Below are 17,630 nucleotides of genomic sequence, written 5' to 3'. Positions count from 1 at the left end.
ACTGCTGTCGGCCCCTGACGGGTGTGAGGTAACGGGAGCACAACAGGCCTTCAGTACCCTGGCCTTCGTGCGCAAAACGGACGGTCTCTTCAAGCTCATCGGCCTCTGTCTGCTCGCGGGGGTGCTCGTCGCCGGAATCCTGTTCCCCGTGGTGGGGGCCGCCGGCGTGGCGTCCAACCAGGCGAGCGAGACGGTGGAGAAGACCTCGTCCGATCTCGCCGACATCCCGCCGCCCCTGGTGACGACGATCACCGACTCGGGCGGCAAGCCCATCGCGACGCTGTACGACCAGTACCGCATCCCGGTGGCGGCCGACCAGATCAACGAGGCCATGCAGTGGGCCCTGGTGTCGGTGGAGGACAAGCGCTTCTACGAGCACCACGGCGTCGACTGGCAGGGCACGCTGCGCGCGGCCGTGTCCAACAGCACCGGCGGTGACACGCAGGGTGCTTCGACGCTCACGCAGCAGTACGTGAAGAACTACTTGATCAACGTCGTCTATCGGGGCGACAAGGTCGGCCAGGAGAAGGCGCAGGAGCAGACTCTCGCGCGCAAGCTCAAGGAAGCGCGCATTGCCATCCAGCTCGAGACGAAGCTGTCGAAGCAGCAGATCCTGGCCGGGTACCTCAACATCGTCGAGTTCTCCCGCCAGATCTTCGGCATCGGCGCCGCCGCGCACGCGTACTTCAACACCACGCCCGAGAACCTGACGGTGCCCCAGGCGGCGCTGCTCGCGGGCCTGGTGAACAACCCGATCAACAACGACCCGTGGAAGCACCCGGACAAGGCCACCACGCGCCGCAACCTCGTGCTCGACCGCATGGTGGACAACCGAAAGCTGGCGAAGGCCGACGCCGAACGCTTCAAGGCCTCGCCGCTCGGCGTGGTCCCCGACGCCCCCGCCAAGCCCGCCTCCAACTGCACCGGCGCCGGCCCGGAGAACGGCTTCTTCTGCCAGTACGTCGAGGACTACCTGCTGAAGGCCGGCTTCTCGAAGGACGACCTGTACACGGGCGGCTACACGATCAAGACCACCCTGGACGAAAAGGCCAACCACGAGGCGAAGGTCTCGGCGGAGACGCAGGTCAAGAAGACGCAGAAGAACGTGGCGAACACACTTTCGTTGGTGCGTCCGGGAAAGACGCGCCACGAAGTGGTGGCACTGGCGGCGAACCGTGATTACGGCATCGACGCGGATCAGGGCCAGACCACTTTCGCGCTGCCGTCCGGTGTGTACAACACGGGCGGGGCGGGGTCGAGCTACAAGATCTTCACGACAGCGGCTGTGCTGGACCGCGGGATTGCGGGGATCTACAGCAATATCCCGGTGGGTGACGGCTATACGTCGCACGTCTTCACCGGCAGCCAGCCGCAGTGCGCGCCCACGGGCGCACCGAACACGCACTGGTATTGCGTCGGTAACGCCGGCCACTACGGCGCTTCGAACACCCTGCAGGGCGCGTTGGCGACCTCGCCGAACACCGCCTTCGTGGCCCTCGAGGACAAACTCGGCAGCACCGCGCCGGGCATCGACATGGCGGTCCGCCTCGGCATGAAGAACACCATGGCGAGCAACACCGGCGGCGGTACCGTCGATCCGAACGACCCCAGCAAGGCCGAATCCCAGGCGAAGGCCTACGGCCCCAAGGGCAACTACCCCGGCGTCGGCGCGTTCACCCTGGGCTTCAGCCCGACCAGCGGCCTCGAAATGGCGAACGTCGCAGCCACGCTGCTGAGCGGCGGCGTCTGGTGCCCGCCCACCCCGCTGTCCGGCATCACCGACCGCAACGGGAAAACGGTGCCTTACAAGGAAGAGGCTTGTGCGCAGGCCGTCCCCGAGGGCCTCGCGAACACCATGGTCGTCGGCATGAGCAAGGACGACCAGCCGGGCGGCACCTCGGCCGCGGCGGCCGCGGCCGTGGGCTGGAACCGCCCCATCCTCGGCAAGACGGGCACCACCCAGAACAACGGCTCCGCGACCTTCGTCGCCGGCACCCCGCAAATGGCCGGCGCCGCCATGGTCTTCCGCCCCGAAGGCGGCACCGGAGGCCTGTGCTTCCGCTCCGTCGGCACCGTCACCACCTGCGGCACCGGCAACATGTTCGGCGGCAAGACCCCCGCCCAGACCTGGTTCGGCGCGATGAAGAACATCATGGCCGACCAGCCGATCGCGCAGCTGCCACCAGAGGATCCGAAGTACACAGGTCGCTGAGCGTTGACGTCGGCCGGGAGCTTTGGTCTCCCGGCCGACGCTTTTTTGTGCGCGCGCTGACGCAGTTCTTGCCCCGAATGGCCGCTGCCCCGCCCGGCAATTCCGGCACTAAGATCGTCACGTGGGTGGAGCGGCAGCAGTTTGGCCTCTATTGCTGGGAATACTCGTCGTGTCCATCGGCACAGCATGCCTGCCTCTGCGGCCTCCTCTCCTGCGCGCGGCCGGCATGGCCGCCCACGTCGCCGCGTCGTGGGTACTGATCACCACACTCGAAAGCCCCTGGCAAATGTGGTTCGTGCTCCTGATGTGGGGCATGCTCATCGCGCTGAGCCGCCTGATCGTCGACATCGTTCGCTGGGCCAAGAACCTTCGCCTCGGCCGGAACGCGAAGACAAATCACACCTGAGGCGAAATGAAATCAGCGATCATTCTGGCCGTTGTGGCGGTGATTCTCGCCTGCACGGTCGTCTTGTCCGCGTCGCAGCAAGTGATGGCGTGCGCGGGGCGCCGCTTCGGCTCGAGGGGCGCGCCGGCCCGCCGGAGGCCGGTGGAGCCGTGAGCAAGGAAGTCGTCACGCTCGACGGCTGAGGTGGTGTCCGCGTCATCACGTAGACGAATCGTCCGTTTCCCCCGGAGAATGAAGGTCTCCGGGGGAAGGGGCCGCCGTGGAGTTGGTTCTGGGGCTGGTCGTGTTCTTGGTCGCGCCGTCGATGGTCGTCGCAGGCCGGCGGTTTCACGCGGCGCGGTGGCGGGTCCCTCCGTCGCTCGCAACTCGGAGCGGCTGATCGGAGAGTGAAATGCCTATCGTGTTCGCTTTTCTGCTCCTCTTGTTCGGCACGACGTTGTTCCTTTCGGTGCTTCCTTGGCGCCGGCCCGTCGACGTCTGGGTGCTGATCGCGATCCCACTCGGTTCGGCCGGCCTGGTGGCTTTTTTCCTCCTGTCCGACTGGGCGACCCGCGACTGGCCGCCGCTGCTCTGGCTCGTCACGTTCGGGCCGGGCTCGCTGATCGCCGTCGTGCGCCTTTTCCTGATCGCGCTCGGGCGTTCTCCCGGGAATGTGCGGCCGAAATGAAGTCCGTGCTCAACGGCTGACGCGGCGTCAGAACTTCGGCAGGTCTTGCAGGATGACCTCGTTCCACCAGAGGTACATCTGGTCGCGCTCCTGGGGCGTCGACACGCCGTCGAAAACGAGGACGCCGAGGGTGTGGGTGCGAGCGTCCGTGTAGACGAACGTGTCGTCGTAGCAGGTGATGAAATCGCCGGCGTGGGGGACGCCGGCGCCGGACCGGTTGTAGGAGCCTCAGATTCCGGGATGTTTCACGGGGTCGCAGCCGCCGTGGTCGTCGTCGCGGATGAGGTCGTGGGCTTGGACCAGGCCTTCGAAGAAGGCCGCCATCGTGGCTTCGTCGGGGAACTGGTTGAAGTGCGCCTGAGTCGGCTGGTGGAGCGTGACGTTTCCGGACCGGAAATCGCCGGCGAGCGACTTCGTGCAGTACGCCGCGCCGGTGGCGCCCTGCACCGGTTGAGCCGACGTGCAACCGCTGCCCTGGTAGGTGGCCGGCACCGGCACATTCCCGCTGGGGGCGCTCGCGGACTTCGGCGCACCACTCGACGACGGCGGAGGACTGGATGGGCTATTCGGGGTGGTGGTCTCGTTGTCCGTGCTGGACGGGCTCGAAGCGCTTGGCGTCGACGGCGGGGTCGACGTGCCGCCGCCTGCCTCGGCTTGGCCCTGGGCGCGGATGATCAGCACCGTCGCGACGACCGCGATCACCACGACGACCGCCACCACCGCCGTGATCACCGCCCCTTTGCGCGACTTACCCGGCGGCACCGGAGCCGGCCGCGTCTGCGGCGGCGGAGTGCCCTGCCACGACGGCGCCCCGGAAGCCAGCGGGATCGGCGTGTTCAACGACGTCGCCGGGCCGCCGCCGGACGTCGCGGGACCGTTCGGGTAGACGTGCCCACCGGTGAACACCCCCGATGGTGGTCCGGCCCACGTGCCCGGCCCAGCCGGAAACCCGGGCGGCGGAGTGCTCGGCGGCCCGGCCAGTGTGCCCGGCAGGACCACGCCCGGCGGCGGCGTGTTGGGCGCCACGCCAGCCAATCCAGCCGCCGACCCTGAATCCTGCCCGGAGGCCGAGCCGGAACCCGATCCAGGCCCGCCTGGACCACCAGCTGATTCGGACCCCGCCGCCGAGCCTGACCCAACACCCGCCCAGGGCATCCCATCCGCCGCAGCCACGCCAAAGCCTGGCTCGGCCGGGCCTGCGGCGAAGCCAGGACCCGATTCCGCGCCGTCCCGTCCTGAGCCGGGCACCCCAGCGGACCCATGCCCCGCCCCGCCGAGCTCCCCCCGCTGCCACACCGGTGCACTCGTCTCGGCACTCGTCGCCGTGGGACCCGGCGAACCGGCCAGGGCCGCGTTCACCGCCGCCGCGAAGGCGCCCGCCGTCGGGTAGCGGGCGGCCGGGTCCTTGGCCATGCCCCGGGACACCACGTCGTCGAGGGTGCGCGGCAGGTCCCGTCGCGCGGCGGACAAAGCCGGCGGCGGAGCGGTCAGGTGAGCGCCCATCTGGGCCACGGCACCGTCCACGGGAAACGGCCGATGCCCCGTCAGGCACTCGTAGAACACGCAAGCCAGCGCGTACACGTCGACAGATCCGTCAAGCGGCTTGTCGCCGAATCGCTCCGGCGCCATGTAGTCCAGGGTGCCGATCACGTTGCCCGTGCCCGTGATCGACGTCACGGCGCCCGACATCGAGCGCGCGATGCCGAAGTCGACCAAGTACACGAAGTCACCGTCGGTGACGAGGATGTTCGAGGGCTTCACGTCGCGGTGGACGAGGCCGTCGGAGTGGGCGGCGTCGAGCGCGCTGGCGACCTGCGTGATCAGGCCGGCCGCGCGGGTGGCGGTCAACGGTCCCACGGCGATCAGGTCCTTGAGGTCCTGCCCCTCGACCAGGCGCATGTCGAGGTAGAGCCGGCCGTCGATCTCGCCGTACGCGTGGATCGGGATGACGTGCGGCTCGCGCAGCCGCGCCACCACCTGCGACTCGCGGCGGAAGCGCGCGCGGAACGCCTCGTCGGCCACGTACGCCTCGGAAAGCCGCTTCAGCGCGACAACGCGGTCGTGCGCGGTGTCGTAGGCGCGGTGCACCTCGCCCATCCCGCCGCGGCCCAGCAACGCCTCGATCCGGTACGGCCCGAACTGTTCCATCGTTCTCCCCAAGCCCCCCGGCTTGTCACCCGTACTCGGGCCGACGCAGATGCTAACGAGCCCGTTCCCCCGAACCGGCCGACGTCACCCAACTGTTGAGCACACAATCGGATACCAAACGCACGCTCAGTGATCATCGCTGCCCGGAAAGACGTGGTGCACATCGGACCCGCGCTCGAACAGCCGCCACTGCTCAACCGGCCCCGAGCACGCCGGGAACACCTCCAGCACCGCGGACCCGGTGACCACCAGCGTCACAGCACCCGCACGGCCGAGCTCGGCCGACTCCACCCGATACTCGCCGGCCGCGAGGCGCGCGGTCAGCCACCGTGCCTTGCGGTCATACATCGTGCGGCGCTCGGCGTACGCGGCCTCGTCGGCGGGCGCGGCCGGGTACGCCAGGTCTTCGCTGCCGATCACCACGTTGTCCCCGCCGATGAAACGGAACGGGCACTGCGCGTGCAGCCGTGTCTCGACCTCTCCGAGCGCGAACCCGACCTCGATCATGTTCACGGTGCGCCCGACGTCCGTGACGCGGGCCCCGACGAGCCGCGCCAGGCCCACGCGCAACTCCGCTTCGGTCGACATCGGACTCAACCTAGCCGCGTCCGGGAGCCTCACGCTGCCCGCAAGCCCTGGAACACGCCGACCACGTATCCTCGCCTTGTGAGCACGCTCAGTAACACCAGCACCGCCAAGAAGCTCGCCATAGGGACCCTCGCGCTCGGGACCGCCACACTCGGTTACGCCGTGGGCGTAGAACGGCGGCGGTTCACCCTCCGCACGGCCGAGCTGCCCGTGCTGGCCGCCGGCTCGAAGCCGTTCACGATCCTGCACGTCTCCGACCTGCACATGCTTCCCGGGCACCGCGCGAAGCAACGGTGGGTGGCCGCGCTCGACCGGCTCGAACCCGACCTCGTCGTGAACACCGGCGACAACCTCTCGCACCGCACGGCCGTGCCGTCGGTGCTGCGCGCGCTCGGCCCGCTGCTCGACCGGCCCGGCGTGTTCGTCTTCGGCAGCAACGACTACTACGCGCCCAAGCCGAAGAACCCCGCTCGCTACCTCATGCCGAAGGGCAAGAAGAAGCGCATCCACGGCACGAAGCTCCCGTGGCGCGACCTGCGCGCGGCCTTCCTCGAGCACGGCTGGACCGACCTCACCCACTCGCGCCACACGCTCGACGTCGCGGGCCAGGCCGTGTTCGCCGCCGGCCTCGACGACCCCCACCTGCACCGCGACCGTTACCGCGAGATCGCCGGGCCGGCAGACGCGGGCGCCGTCGTGCGCCTCGGCGTCACGCACTCGCCCGAGCCGCGCGTGCTCGACCCGTTCGCCACGGACGGTTACGACCTCGTCCTCGCCGGCCACACTCACGGCGGCCAGCTCCGCGTGCCCGGCTACGGCGCCCTCGTGACCAACTGCGAGCTCGACCGCACCCGCGCCCGCGGCGCCTCCCGCTGGGGCGCCCACATGTGGCTGCACGTCTCGGCCGGCTTGGGCACGTCGCCGTACGCGCCCGCGCGCTTCGCCTGCCCGCCGGAGGCCAGCCTGTTGACGCTGGTTCCGCGCGGATCCGGGGCCGCCGCAAGCCGTAAGGCAACCCCGAGGAAACCCGCCAAGACCGTCGGCTAAACTTCTCCTCGACCCGTTAAGCAGTACCTCGGGGTGTGGCGCAGCTTGGTAGCGTGCCTCGTTCGGGTCGAGGAGGTCGTGGGTTCGAATCCCGCCACCCCGACAAGATAGTCCGGAGGCCCTATGTCCGCAGAAAGCGCGGACATAGGGCCTCTCTTGTGTGTCCTCTGGGGGTCGAACCCCCAGACCCCCGCCAGGGAGGCTTCGCCCCCTGGACCCCCGAAGGCGGTGGATCACCGGGTGGCGGTGAGTTCCGTCCAGCACTGGAGGAAGTCGCCGGGGCCGGCGGTGCGCGTCCAGGAGTAGGCCGAGCGCGCGGCCGACGTCAGCTGGTCGCGGTCCGGGTGGTCCAGATCCGCGAGCGCCGTGGCCAGTGCCTGCTCGACGAACGTGGCCAGATCCCGGTACGCCAGGTCGGAGCGGTGCCGGGTCCGCGCGACGACCTCGGTGAAGCCGCTGTCGGACACCTGGTCGGCAATGATCCGGCCCGCGAACGGGTTGGCGCCGGAACGCCGCAGCAGCAGGTAGTAACCGCGCAGGGCCGCGTCGACGTTGGCCGATTTCGGACGCAGCCGCGCGCGGCCCCAGTCCGAAGTGGACAGCGCCAGCCGGCCACCCGGCCGGAGCACGCGGTGCAGCTCGGCGAGCACTCCCGCGGGGTCAGGCAGGCGTTCCAGCAGGGCGTGGGAGAAGGCGACGTCGGCCGACGACGTGGGGAACGGCAGGTCGAGCGGGTCGGTCACGATGTAGTCCACTGTGGACTCGCCGCTGCCGAAACCCAGCGTGATCGTGCCGCGCCCGCAGCCCAGGTCGACCACCCGCATGCCCGGCGTGAAGAGCGTCTGGGCGAAGGCCGCCCGCTCCACCGCCGTGCGCGCCGCTCGCCTCGACGCCGCGTCCCGCGTGTATCCCTCCAGCACCCGGCACACAGTACGGCCACCAGGGTGGCAGGATCGAGGGGTGAGCACGCAGTCAGGCAACAAATATCCGCCCGCGGTGGTCCCCGACCGCCTGTTCGCCGACGCCGACGCCGAGTCCCGCTGGCGAGCCCGCTTCCACGCGGCCCGCATCTCCGTGCCCGAATGGGCCCGCGACGCCCCCGACGCCAACGTGTACGTCTCCAACGCCAGCGGCGTCTGGGAGGTCTACACCTGGGATCGCGCCACCGACAGTCACCGCCGCGTCACCGACCGGTCCAATGGCACCCTGCACGCCACCCCCGCCCCCGACGGCTCGGCCGTCTGGTGGTTCGACGACACCGACGGCGACGAGTTCGGCTCCTGGGTGAGCCAGCCGTTCGACGGTGACAGCTCGGCCGCCACCAAACCGCTGCCCGAGGTCCACGACGGCTACCCGGCCGGCCTCGAGCTCGGCTCGCGTGTGATCGCGGTCGGCGTTTCGACCGACGACGGCAGCGAGCTGTTCGCGAAGATCGGCGGCAAGACCGAGCGCTTCTACAGCCACCCGGACGACGCCGGCATCTCGTCGCTCTCGCGTGACGAGAGTTTGGTGGTTATCTCACATTCCGAACACGGCGACTCACGCCATCCCGCGCTGCGCGTGCTGGCGACCGACGGCTTCACGACCGTCGCGGAGAAGTACGACGGCGAGGGCAAGGGCCTTTCGGCGCTGGAGTTCTCGCCGCTGCCCGGCGACCAGCGGCTGCTCGTGCTGCACGAGCGGCGCGGCCGGGAGGAGCTGCTGATCTGGGATGTCCGCGCGGACACCGAGACGGAGCTCGAGATCGACCTGCCCGGCGAGGTCGTGGCCGGCTGGTACCCCGACGCCCGCGCGCTGCTGGTGGTGCACTTCCACCAGGGCCGCAGCTCGCTGTACCGGTTCGACCTCGACGACAAGTCGCTGTCCTCTGTGGACACCCCGGCCGGCCGGATCGGCGGCGCGGGCGTCCGTCCGGACGGCAGCATCGAGTACTCGTGGTCCAGCGCCGCGGAGCCGACGGCGGTGCGCCGCCGCGCGGCCGACGGCACCGAAGCCGTGCTGCTGGCGCCGCCGGGTGAGCAGGCGCCGGGTTCGTCGCCGGTCACCGACGCGTTCGTGGAGGGCGTCGGCGGGCAGATCCACGCGCTGGTATCGCGTCCGGCGGATGCGCCCGACGGCCCGTTGCCCACGGTGTTCTCCCTGCACGGCGGCCCGCACGCCGCCGACGAGGACCGCTTCTCCGCCTACCGCGCCACGTGGCTCGACGCCGGCTTCGCCGTGGTCGAGGTCAACTACCGCGGCTCCACGGGCTACGGCTCCGCGTGGCGCGACGCCATCGAGGGCCGGCCGGGCCTGACAGAACTCGAAGACGTCGCGGCGGTGCACGACTGGGCTGTCGAAAGTGGACTGTCCGACAAGGACAAGTGCGTCGTCAACGGCGCCTCCTGGGGCGGCTACCTGTCGCTGCTCGCGCTCGGCACCCAGCCCACGCGCTGGGCGGCCGGCGTCGCGGGCGTGCCGGTGGCCGACTACGTCGCCGCGTACGAGGACGAGATGGAGCAGCTGCGCTCTTTCGACCGCGCTTTGTTCGGCGGCGCACCCTCGGATGTGCCCGCGGTGTACAAGGAATGTTCGCCGATTACCTACGTGGACGCCGTCGCCGCGCCCGTGCTCATCCTGGCGGGCGACAACGACCCGCGCTGCCCCATCCGGCAGATCGAGAACTACCTCGACCGCCTGGGCGCCCGCGACGCGCCCCACGAGTTCTACCGCTACGACGCCGGCCACGGCTCCCTGGTGATCGCCGAGACGATCAAGCAGACGTCGATCGAGGTGGACTTCGCTTTGCGCGCTTTTCGGTGATTTCTCCCTGGCCGGGGTCCCTTTGTAGACCCCGGCCGGGGAAATTCGCTTGGGTTTCTGGCTTTCCGAGGTCGATGCTTCGCGCTGTGGACCTGGTGTTCGAGCACGACCCCCGCGGCGAGACCTTCACGCGCATCACCCGTGGCGACGGGGTGGTGCTCGGGCTGCCTTCGTACTCGCGCAAGTTCCGCGTCCCGCACGACCTCGCGCACGCCGCGGTGGAACGCTCGCTGGGCCTGTCCGGCGGCATCTTCGGCTGCATCGCGGCGGGCGGAGTGTTCGACAACATGACTGTGCTGCACGGAAACCCCGCCACGACGCCCGGGACCGCAGCCGCCGGGTCCTGAAGGCGGCTTCGGGGTCCATCGCCGTGGCGGAGAGTCTCGTTGGCGTGCTGCATCGCGCGGTGGAACATCGCCGGCGCCCGCCGTTTGCCGCCGCGCGGGAGGCCTGGGGTGTGATTCGGGCGGAGCCGTATCCCTTTGGTGACGCCGATATCCGTGGGGCGGTGGAGTTACTGGCGGGGCTGGTTGAGGTGTGGAGTCGGCAGGCGGAGCCGTTGGAGTTTGCGTGGCCGTCGCGGCTTCGGGCTGGGTAGGTGTTTTTTTGGGGGGGGTTGACTCGGTTGGTCGGCTTTGCGGTCGCCGGTTGGAGAACTCCGCTGAGCTGGGCGGATGGACGTCGGGGCGAGGTGTCGCGCGCGTTCGGTTCTCGCGCTCTGCACGCATGGTTACCCCAGTTGTCCACAACTGTGGCGTCCTGTGGACAACCTGCCTGAGCAGCGGGTTTTGTCGGGGTGCCCCGGTAGAATGGATCATGGGCGGCCCCCGGGAGGGTGGGTTTACGGCCGTTGCGCGGGTGGGGCACGGCGTCAAGCCACCGTGGGGATGAAAAGGCGCGGTGGCCTGAAAAGGCGCGGTGGGGCTGAAATCGGGCTGCTGTGGGGCGAAACGGCACTGGAGGCAGCAAGACGCTGCGGACGCAAAGGCGCTGGGGGCAAGACGCTGGGGCGCAAAGGCGCTGGGAGGCGGAAAGCCGCTGGGGGCGATACAGCGCTTTGGGGAACGACGCTGGGGCGGTAAGGCTCTTCGCGGGGCGGGGCGGGACGGGGCCGGGCGGCGCCGGGGCGGAAAGGCGCTGGGGGGGGTGTAAAGCGCTGGGGGCCGTAAGGCGCCGGGGGGTAAGGCACCGGGGGGTAAGGCACCGGGGCGACGGCGCCAGGAGTGGAAAGGCGCTGGGGCACAAAGGTTCGAACAACGAAAGGGCGCTCGCCGGTGCGGAGCATCTACGTCGTCACCCATCCGGAGGCCACGCATCACGTCGAGGGAGTGGTGGGTGGGTGGTACGACTCGCAGCTGACGCCGGCCGGCGTTCGAGCGGCGGTTTCGATCGCCGCGGCGTTGCGAGCGCGGGTTCCCGACAACGCCGAGGTCGAGGTGGTTTCGTCGGATCTGCGGCGTGCGCGCCGTACGGCCGACGAGGTGGCAGCGGCGTTCGGTGTGAAGCTCGTCGAGGAGCGCCGGTTGCGGGAGAGGTCGTACGGCGAGGCCGAGGGGCGGTCGCAGGAGTGGCTGGACCAGCGGTTCGTTCCGCCGTCGGCGAGTGGGGACCGGATGGGGCACGACGTGGGTGTGCGGGGTGCCGAGACCACGAGGACGTTCGCGCGGCGCGTTTACGCGGCCATGGAGGAGATCCTCCTACGGCGGTGTGAGCACCAGGTCATTGTGACGCACGGCGGGACCCTGACGTTCGTCGTGGCGTGTTGGATCGGGATGCCGGTCGAGTCGCTGGGCCGCGTGAACTTCCGGGCGCCCTCCGGAAGCATCACCACGTTGCGGGAAGACGACTACTTCCGCAACCACCAGCTCGTCAGCCTCGGCGATACCCGTCATCTCGACGGATGAGCGGCCGAACGCGGCTCACATGCCGCGGCTCAGCGCCTGCAAGCGGTCGACTGCCGTGGGGTCGCCGTCGAAAGTGACGTGGACGGCGTCGCGGCCGAAGACGAAGAGGAGGAGGTCCACGGGGTCGCCCGTGACGGTCACGACGGGGGTGCCGGATTTGACCTGGGCGGAGCGGCCGTCGGTGTGGCGCAGGACGACGCCGACGGGGGCCTTGCGCAGGTTGAGTTTCGCGGACTGGCGGGCGAGGCGCCACGCGGCTTCGTCGCGAGACGGTTCGGCGGGGCGGGGTTCCCAGCCGGGCTGGGCGCGGCGGACGTCTTCGTGGTGGACAAGGAACTCGGCGCCGTTGGTGAGCTCGTCGAGGGGGCCGATGGCCATGGGCCAGTACCACGCCGGGCCGCGGCGGACCTGGTCGACGAGCGCGGGCCACGGCTTGGCGGCGTAGCCGTCCTGCACGCGCTTCGTGTAGCCGGCGAGCGCGGGCACCATGATGCCCGGCGACGCGTCGAGGCGGTGTTCGCGCACGATGAGGTGGGCCGCGAGATCGCGCGTCGCCCAGCCTTCGCACAAGGTCGGGGCGTCGGGGCCGACCTCGTCGAAGAGAGTGCTCAACGCCTGGCGTTCGTCTGCGGCAAGACCCATGTCAACGACATTACTCGCGAGTACACCCCCCGCGCCGGGACGAGACGACCACCACTGGGTGTTTCATCGAATCGTGAGCCGACTCTTCGAACCCCTCTCCCTGCGAGGCCTGACGCTGCCGAACCGAGCGTGGGTCTCGCCCATGTGCCAGTACTCCGCCACCGACGGCGTGCCCAACGACTGGCACCTCGTCCACCTGGGCCAGTTCGCCGTCGGCGGTGCCGGGCTCGTCCTGACCGAAGCCAGCGCCGTCACCCCGGAAGGCCGGATCAGCCCGCAGGACACCGGCATCTGGAACGACGAGCAGGTCGCCGCCTGGCGCCGTGTCACCGACTTCGTGCACGCGCAGGGCGCGGTGATCGGCATGCAGCTCGCGCACGCGGGGCGCAAGGCGTCCACGCGCCGGCCGTGGGAGGGCACCGGCACCGTGCCCGCGTCCGAGGGCGGCTGGCAGAGCGTCGGCGCGGACGACCAGCCCTTCGGCGACTACGCCCCCGCCCGTCCGCTGACCACCGACGAGGTCGCCCACCTCCCGGCCGACTTCGCCGCCGGCGCCCGCCGCGCGCTCGAGGCCGGGTTCGACCTGGTGGAGCTGCACCTCGCGCACGGCTACCTCGGCCACCAGTTCCTGTCGCCGCTGTCCAACTCCCGCACCGACCGCTACGGGGGCGACTTCGAGGGCCGCACCCGGCTCGCGCTGGAGCTCACCGAAGCCGTGCGTGCGGAGATCGGCCCCGACGTCCCCCTGCTCACCCGCATCTCCGCCAGCGACTGGGCCGACGGCGGCTGGTCCCCCGACGACTCCGTGCACCTCGTGAAGCTGCTCGCCGACCGCGGCACCGACCTCGTCGACGTCTCCTCCGGCGGCAACGTGCCCCACCCTCGCATCCCCATCGGCCCGGGCTACCAGGTGCCGTTCGCCGAACGCATCCGCCGCGAGACCGCCGTGCCCACCGGCGCCGTCGGCATGATCACCGAACCGGAACAAGCGGAACAAATCGTCGCCACCGGCTCGGCCGACGCGGTGTTCCTCGCCCGCGCCCTCCTGCGCGACCCGCACTGGCCACAACGCGCGGCGCACGCACTGGGCGCCGAGGTGCGGTGGGCGGATCAGTATTTGCGGGCGAAGCCGCGGCGCTGACGTGGGGCGCTACCTCACGAAGCCGAGGCGCTTCCGCGCTCGAGTTGAAGCCTGGCCGGCTGTCCGCCGTGGATGTCGCGAGGCCGCGGGAGGTCGAGAACCCGGATGAGGGCGGCGATGACCGGGAGGGTGTGGCGGGGCAGGTGCCGGTAGGCCCAGTCGGCAGCGAGCGCGAGAAAGGCCGCGAGGTCGCGCTCGACACCGGCCAGAAGGTGCCGGAGTTCGCCGGCCGGCACCTCGATCACCGGGCTGCCGGTCGGCGTCGCGTCGGCGGTGATCCGGACGATCTCGTCGTCGCGTTCAGCCAACGGACCGTGCCCGAGGCAGACTGAGCCGCCGAACGCGAAGACCTGGTTCCAGTCGCGCCATTCCTCCAGACCACTGCAGCAGCCCGGCCAGGACACCACACCGGCGGCAGTGTTGGTCACCTTGAGACCACCCGCCGCGAAGAGGCTGTCGAACGTGAGCAGGCCGTGCAGAAAGGACTCCAGCGCGTCGGCGGGGCGCGGCGGTCGGCCGTCGTCGCCCGGGTCGACGTCGTTGCAGCCGACCACGCACATCAGCGCTGTCCCGACTTCGAGGGGCGTGAGCTCGCCGCTGAGCGCGAGGTAACCGTCCGTTCGGGCCTCGGAGACAGGCCAGAGTGCGAAACCGTCTCGCGCGCACACCTCGACAACGGGCTGCATCGTGATCACCCGCGAAGTGTCGCGCGTCAGTACCTCGGCCTGCCTCCGCTTTTCGTCAGTGGTGGAACGCCGTCGACGTCGCCGGGTCGTGCTGGGGCTTGGTTTGGCGTTCCAGCTCGGGCAGGGCGCGGCGGAGGTCGTCCATCAGGAGGTCGGCCAGGTCGTGGGTGAAGCCGTTGCGGACGACGATGCGCAGCACCGCCAGGTCGGTGCGGTGTTCCGGGAAGGTGTAGGCCGGGACGAGCCAGCCGCGTTCGCGGAGGCGGCGGGAGACGTCGAAGACGTCGTAGGCGGTGATCTCGGGCTTGGTGGTGAAGGCGAAGACCGGAAGCTGGTCGCCGCGGGTCAGGAGCTGGAACGGGCCCAGGTCGGCGATGGCGGCGGACAGGTGGAGGGCGACGTCGCGCGAGGCTTGCTGCACGGCGCGGAAGCCTTCGCGGCCGAGGCGGACGAAGGTGTAGTACTGCGCGGCCACTTCGGCGCCGGGGCGGGAGAAGTTCAGCGCGAACGTGGGCATGTCGCCGCCGAGGTAGTTGACGTTGAAGACCAGCTCCGAGGGCAGCGCCTCGCGGTTGCGCCAGACGACCCAGCCGACGCCGGGGTACACGAGGCCGTACTTGTGGCCCGAGGTGTTGATCGACGCGACACGCGGCAGGCGGAAGTCCCACGCCAGGTCCTCGTCGAGGAACGGCGCGATCATCGCGCCCGACGCGCCGTCGACGTGGACGGGGATGTCCCAGCCGGTGCGGGCCTGCAGGTCATCCAGCGCGGCGGCGATCTCCGCGACGGGCTCGTAGCTGCCGTCGAAAGTGGACCCGAGGATCGCGACAACGCCGATGGTGTTCTCGTCGCAGTGCTTCACCGCCTCCTCGGCGGAAAGGTGCAACCGGTCGCCGTCCATGGGCACCAGGCGCGGCTCGACCTCCCAGTACTCGCAGAACTTGTCCCAGCACACCTGCACGTTCACGCCCATCACCAGGTTCGGCTTCCCGGTGCGGCCGAGCTTCGTCCAGCGCCGCTTCAGCGCCATGCCGGCGAGCATGCACGCCTCGGAGGAGCCCGTGGTCGAGCAGCCCATGATGTCCGCGGGGTCGGGCGCGTGCCACAGGTCGGCGAGGATGTTCACGCAGCGGCGCTCGAGCTCGGCCGTCTGCGGGTACTCGTCCTTGTCGATCATGTTCTTGTCGACGCACTCGGCCATCAGGTCACGCGCCTGCGGCTCCATCCACGTGGTGACGAACGTGGCCATGTTGAGCCGCGCGTTGCCGTCGAGCATCAGCTCGTCGCGCACGAGCTGCAACGCGGCGTCCGGCGGCAGCGAGGTGTCGCGAAGCTTGTTGTGCGGCATCACGAAGTCGGCCGCCAGGGCGGGATTCGCCCCTGCGTACATGGGGTTCGTGCCCGATTGACGGTTGGATCCGTTCTGTTCCCCGCTGTGCAGCACCATGCTTGCGACCGTACTGCCGCACCCCCGCCCGCGACAGCTCGTGACACCCGGCCGGGCGGCCCGTCAGCCCAGCGGCTCCACCTCCAGCACCTGCGCTTCGGGACCACACCGGAAGACCAGGCCGGCTTCGGTGCGGTCCAGCGTTGAAAGTTCAACCCCGTCGAGCCGGGCCCTCCACGCTCCGGGGATGCGGCCGATCGTCACGGTGCCCTCACCCGGCACGTCGGGCGTGCGCCGCAGCCGGGCGCGCAGCACGCCGTCGACGACCTCCGCTTGGCTGACCTCGACGTCCCGATCGACAACGGTTAACGCCGGCTCCTGGAAATGGCTCGCCGGCCACGGGTTGGTGTAGAGGCCCCAGAGGCCGTCCGGGGTGTTGAGGCGGGCGTAGCCGAGCAGGACGTTGCCGCTCATCGGCTCGATGTCGGTGCGGTTGCCGTCGGCGTCGGCCGGGGTGTCGTTGCGCGGGTAGTACAGGCCGCCTTCGCGCCAGGTCGGGTTCATGAAGCGGTCGGCGTGGGCGAGCAGGCTGTCGAGCGTGGCGGCGTCGCCCATCTCCGACGCCCACGCCGCCACCCAGCCGAAGTCGCACGTGTCGGTGATGACGGGCTGGCCCATCACTTCCCGCGCCGGCGCCGAGCGGACGGACCGCGTGCCGTCCGGGCCGTCGACGAGGAACCGCTTGACCTGCTCCGGGTAACCGTCGTGGACGAAGTCGCGGTTCCACATGTTCATCAGCGCGCCGCACCACGCGTCCACCCACGGCGACGGCGCTTCGTTCGGCCGCACGCGCTTCGAGTCGGCGGTGATCATCATGTTGTAGTGGCCCGATTCGTCGAGCCGGCCGAAGTCGGCCCACGCGCGTTCGTAGCCGGCCACGACCTCCTCGGCGCGGCTGCCGCCGGTGATCAGGTCGTGGAGGCGGAAGCCGAGGATGGCCGGCTGGTTGCAGATCTGGAACACGCAGTTGGGCTCGCACGCCACGCCCAGGTAGCCGTTTTCGACCATCTGCCAGTAGATGTGGTCGTTGAGCGACTCGCGGTCGTACGCGAACCGCTTCTCCTCGCCGCCCCAGAAGTACGACCAGTGCTGGAACGTCAGCGATCCCGGCGCGGCGAACTCGTCAGCACCGAAGAGGTAGTCGTGCAACAGTGCCATCGACTGCACGTACGCGCTGTACATGATGTTGTCGCGCACCACGGGATCCCACTCCTCCTTGAGATCCCCGAGGTGCGCGTTGACCACCGCCCCGCCGCGGCTCACGTCGCGCCAGTACAGCCACACCTCGGGCAGCAGGATCTTCTCCACGAGCCGCCGCATCGTCGGCCGGAACAACCCGGGCGCGGCGGGCAGCCGGTGCCGGTGCGTCAAGGCCAGCGCGTACGCCATGTACGCGAGCTGGAACCGGTAGCCGCCGAAGTCGTCTTGGCCGGTTCCCTTGCCCTGCATGAAGGACCAGTCGTTGCGGAACTGGCGGGAGAGGTTGTCGAAGTGCCTGAGGTGACCGAGCTGCTGCCGATCCAGCGGCGGGTGGAGAGCGGGCATGCCCTCAAGTGAACACGGAAGCGGGCGGAAAAGCCCGTGTCGGATGGCGCGAACGGTCCCCTCGCGCCGAAATGGCACGAACGGGCCGTTCGTGTGCCGTGACAACGTGGTGCGTACGCCGCGAAGCCGTGCGCGAACGGCGGCTCGCCGCCGCGACGACTCGGAGCTCCTGGAGATCGTCACGGCGGCGCTCGCCGCCGGCACCGACCGCGAAGACATTCTGAACGCCGGCTACGAAGCCCAGGACGAGATCCGACAAAGCGCGGGCGACCAAGACGACCCGGCTGAAGAGCATTTACTCGACATCATGGACAGGTTGTTTGGCTGGTGCCCACCCGGTGCCGCCCTCTGACGCCCGGCCCATGGGCGCGCCCCGGCGAACCGATGTGCCACGC

Annotated in this window: 16 protein-coding genes and 1 tRNA gene; 10 read left to right on the top strand and 7 right to left on the bottom strand. The window is 69.9% G+C overall.

Annotated elements, in window-relative coordinates; translation table 11 throughout:
* Nucleotides 1-67 precede the first annotated feature (67 nt).
* The 3 genes from ACFY1H_RS04950 to ACFY1H_RS04940 all read left to right on the top strand — a co-directional run bounded on the left by ACFY1H_RS04950 (nt 68) and on the right by ACFY1H_RS04940 (nt 3,285).
* Entirely contained in the window at nt 68-2,212 is a 2,145-nt protein-coding gene (locus ACFY1H_RS04950; RefSeq protein WP_366583997.1) for a transglycosylase domain-containing protein, read from the top strand.
* A 169-nt stretch (nt 2,213-2,381) separates the two neighbouring features.
* On the top strand, nt 2,382-2,618 hold the full coding sequence (locus ACFY1H_RS04945) for a hypothetical protein (protein ID WP_386944663.1): 237 nt from the start codon (nt 2,382-2,384) through the stop codon (nt 2,616-2,618).
* A 391-nt stretch (nt 2,619-3,009) separates the two neighbouring features.
* Nucleotides 3,010-3,285 carry a hypothetical protein gene (locus ACFY1H_RS04940; RefSeq protein ID WP_386944661.1) on the top strand — a complete coding sequence of 92 codons (276 nt, stop codon included), beginning with the start codon at nt 3,010-3,012 and terminating at the stop codon, nt 3,283-3,285.
* Nucleotides 3,286-3,513: 228 nt separating this feature from the next.
* Here the strand turns inward: ACFY1H_RS04940 and ACFY1H_RS04935 are convergent, their stop codons facing one another.
* Nucleotides 3,514-5,433, bottom strand: a complete 1,920-nt coding sequence (locus tag ACFY1H_RS04935) for a protein kinase (protein ID WP_386944659.1) — start codon at nt 5,431-5,433, stop codon at nt 3,514-3,516.
* 126 nt (nt 5,434-5,559) lie between these two features.
* Nucleotides 5,560-6,021, bottom strand: coding sequence for a hypothetical protein (locus tag ACFY1H_RS04930; protein WP_386944657.1), 462 nt, complete (start codon nt 6,019-6,021; stop codon nt 5,560-5,562).
* A 78-nt stretch (nt 6,022-6,099) separates the two neighbouring features.
* On the opposite strand from ACFY1H_RS04930, the gene ACFY1H_RS04925 reads away from it, so the two are divergent.
* Together ACFY1H_RS04925 and ACFY1H_RS04920 are read left to right on the top strand one after the other, a co-directional pair.
* On the top strand, nt 6,100-7,068 hold the full coding sequence (locus ACFY1H_RS04925; RefSeq protein WP_386944655.1) for a metallophosphoesterase: 969 nt from the start codon (nt 6,100-6,102) through the stop codon (nt 7,066-7,068).
* Nucleotides 7,069-7,097: 29 nt separating this feature from the next.
* Nucleotides 7,098-7,171, top strand: a tRNA-Pro gene (locus ACFY1H_RS04920).
* Nucleotides 7,172-7,301: 130 nt separating this feature from the next.
* Here the strand turns inward: ACFY1H_RS04920 and ACFY1H_RS04915 are convergent.
* The gene (locus tag ACFY1H_RS04915) at nt 7,302-7,988 is read right to left on the bottom strand and encodes a methyltransferase domain-containing protein (protein WP_386944653.1); all 687 of its coding nucleotides are present in this window, start codon (nt 7,986-7,988) and stop codon (nt 7,302-7,304) included.
* A 40-nt stretch (nt 7,989-8,028) separates the two neighbouring features.
* On the opposite strand from ACFY1H_RS04915, the gene ACFY1H_RS04910 reads away from it, so the two are divergent.
* From ACFY1H_RS04910 to ACFY1H_RS04900, 3 genes are all read left to right on the top strand, one after another.
* Nucleotides 8,029-9,870, top strand: a complete 1,842-nt coding sequence (locus tag ACFY1H_RS04910) for a prolyl oligopeptidase family serine peptidase (RefSeq protein ID WP_386944651.1) — start codon at nt 8,029-8,031, stop codon at nt 9,868-9,870.
* A gap of 86 nt (nt 9,871-9,956) precedes the next feature.
* Nucleotides 9,957-10,217, top strand: coding sequence for a hypothetical protein (locus tag ACFY1H_RS04905; protein ID WP_386944649.1), 261 nt, complete (start codon nt 9,957-9,959; stop codon nt 10,215-10,217).
* Between the two features lie 927 nt (nt 10,218-11,144).
* Complete coding sequence (locus ACFY1H_RS04900) at nt 11,145-11,774, top strand: histidine phosphatase family protein (RefSeq protein WP_386944647.1); 630 nt, start codon at nt 11,145-11,147, stop codon at nt 11,772-11,774.
* 15 nt (nt 11,775-11,789) lie between these two features.
* On the opposite strand, the gene ACFY1H_RS04895 is transcribed toward ACFY1H_RS04900, so the two are convergent.
* On the bottom strand, nt 11,790-12,416 hold the full coding sequence (locus tag ACFY1H_RS04895; protein WP_386944645.1) for a TIGR03085 family metal-binding protein: 627 nt from the start codon (nt 12,414-12,416) through the stop codon (nt 11,790-11,792).
* Nucleotides 12,417-12,489: 73 nt separating this feature from the next.
* Here ACFY1H_RS04895 and ACFY1H_RS04890 point away from each other — a divergent pair, with 73 nt between their 5' ends.
* On the top strand, nt 12,490-13,557 hold the full coding sequence (locus ACFY1H_RS04890; RefSeq protein WP_386944643.1) for an NADH:flavin oxidoreductase/NADH oxidase: 1,068 nt from the start codon (nt 12,490-12,492) through the stop codon (nt 13,555-13,557).
* Between the two features lie 14 nt (nt 13,558-13,571).
* Here the strand turns inward: ACFY1H_RS04890 and ACFY1H_RS04885 are convergent, their stop codons facing one another.
* The 3 genes from ACFY1H_RS04885 to ACFY1H_RS04875 form a co-directional block, all read right to left on the bottom strand.
* On the bottom strand, nt 13,572-14,243 hold the full coding sequence (locus ACFY1H_RS04885) for a hypothetical protein (RefSeq protein WP_386944864.1): 672 nt from the start codon (nt 14,241-14,243) through the stop codon (nt 13,572-13,574).
* Nucleotides 14,244-14,298: 55 nt separating this feature from the next.
* Nucleotides 14,299-15,690: a glutamate decarboxylase gene (locus tag ACFY1H_RS04880; RefSeq protein WP_366584009.1), complete on the bottom strand. Its 1,392-nt coding sequence runs from the start codon at nt 15,688-15,690 to the stop codon at nt 14,299-14,301.
* A gap of 63 nt (nt 15,691-15,753) precedes the next feature.
* A complete protein-coding gene (locus ACFY1H_RS04875; protein ID WP_386944641.1) occupies nt 15,754-17,235 on the bottom strand; it encodes a hypothetical protein in 1,482 nt (493 codons plus the stop codon).
* Nucleotides 17,236-17,278: 43 nt separating this feature from the next.
* Between ACFY1H_RS04875 and ACFY1H_RS04870 the strand changes: the two genes are divergently transcribed.
* Nucleotides 17,279-17,587, top strand: a complete 309-nt coding sequence (locus ACFY1H_RS04870; protein WP_386944639.1) for a hypothetical protein — start codon at nt 17,279-17,281, stop codon at nt 17,585-17,587.
* Nucleotides 17,588-17,630 lie beyond the last annotated feature (43 nt).

The sequence above is a fragment of the Amycolatopsis sp. NPDC001319 genome, from assembly GCF_042896185.1.
GTDB lineage: Bacteria > Actinomycetota > Actinomycetes > Mycobacteriales > Pseudonocardiaceae > Amycolatopsis.
Note: the sequence above shows the minus strand (reverse complement) of the source record. Positions and strands in the feature narration are given on the sequence as shown.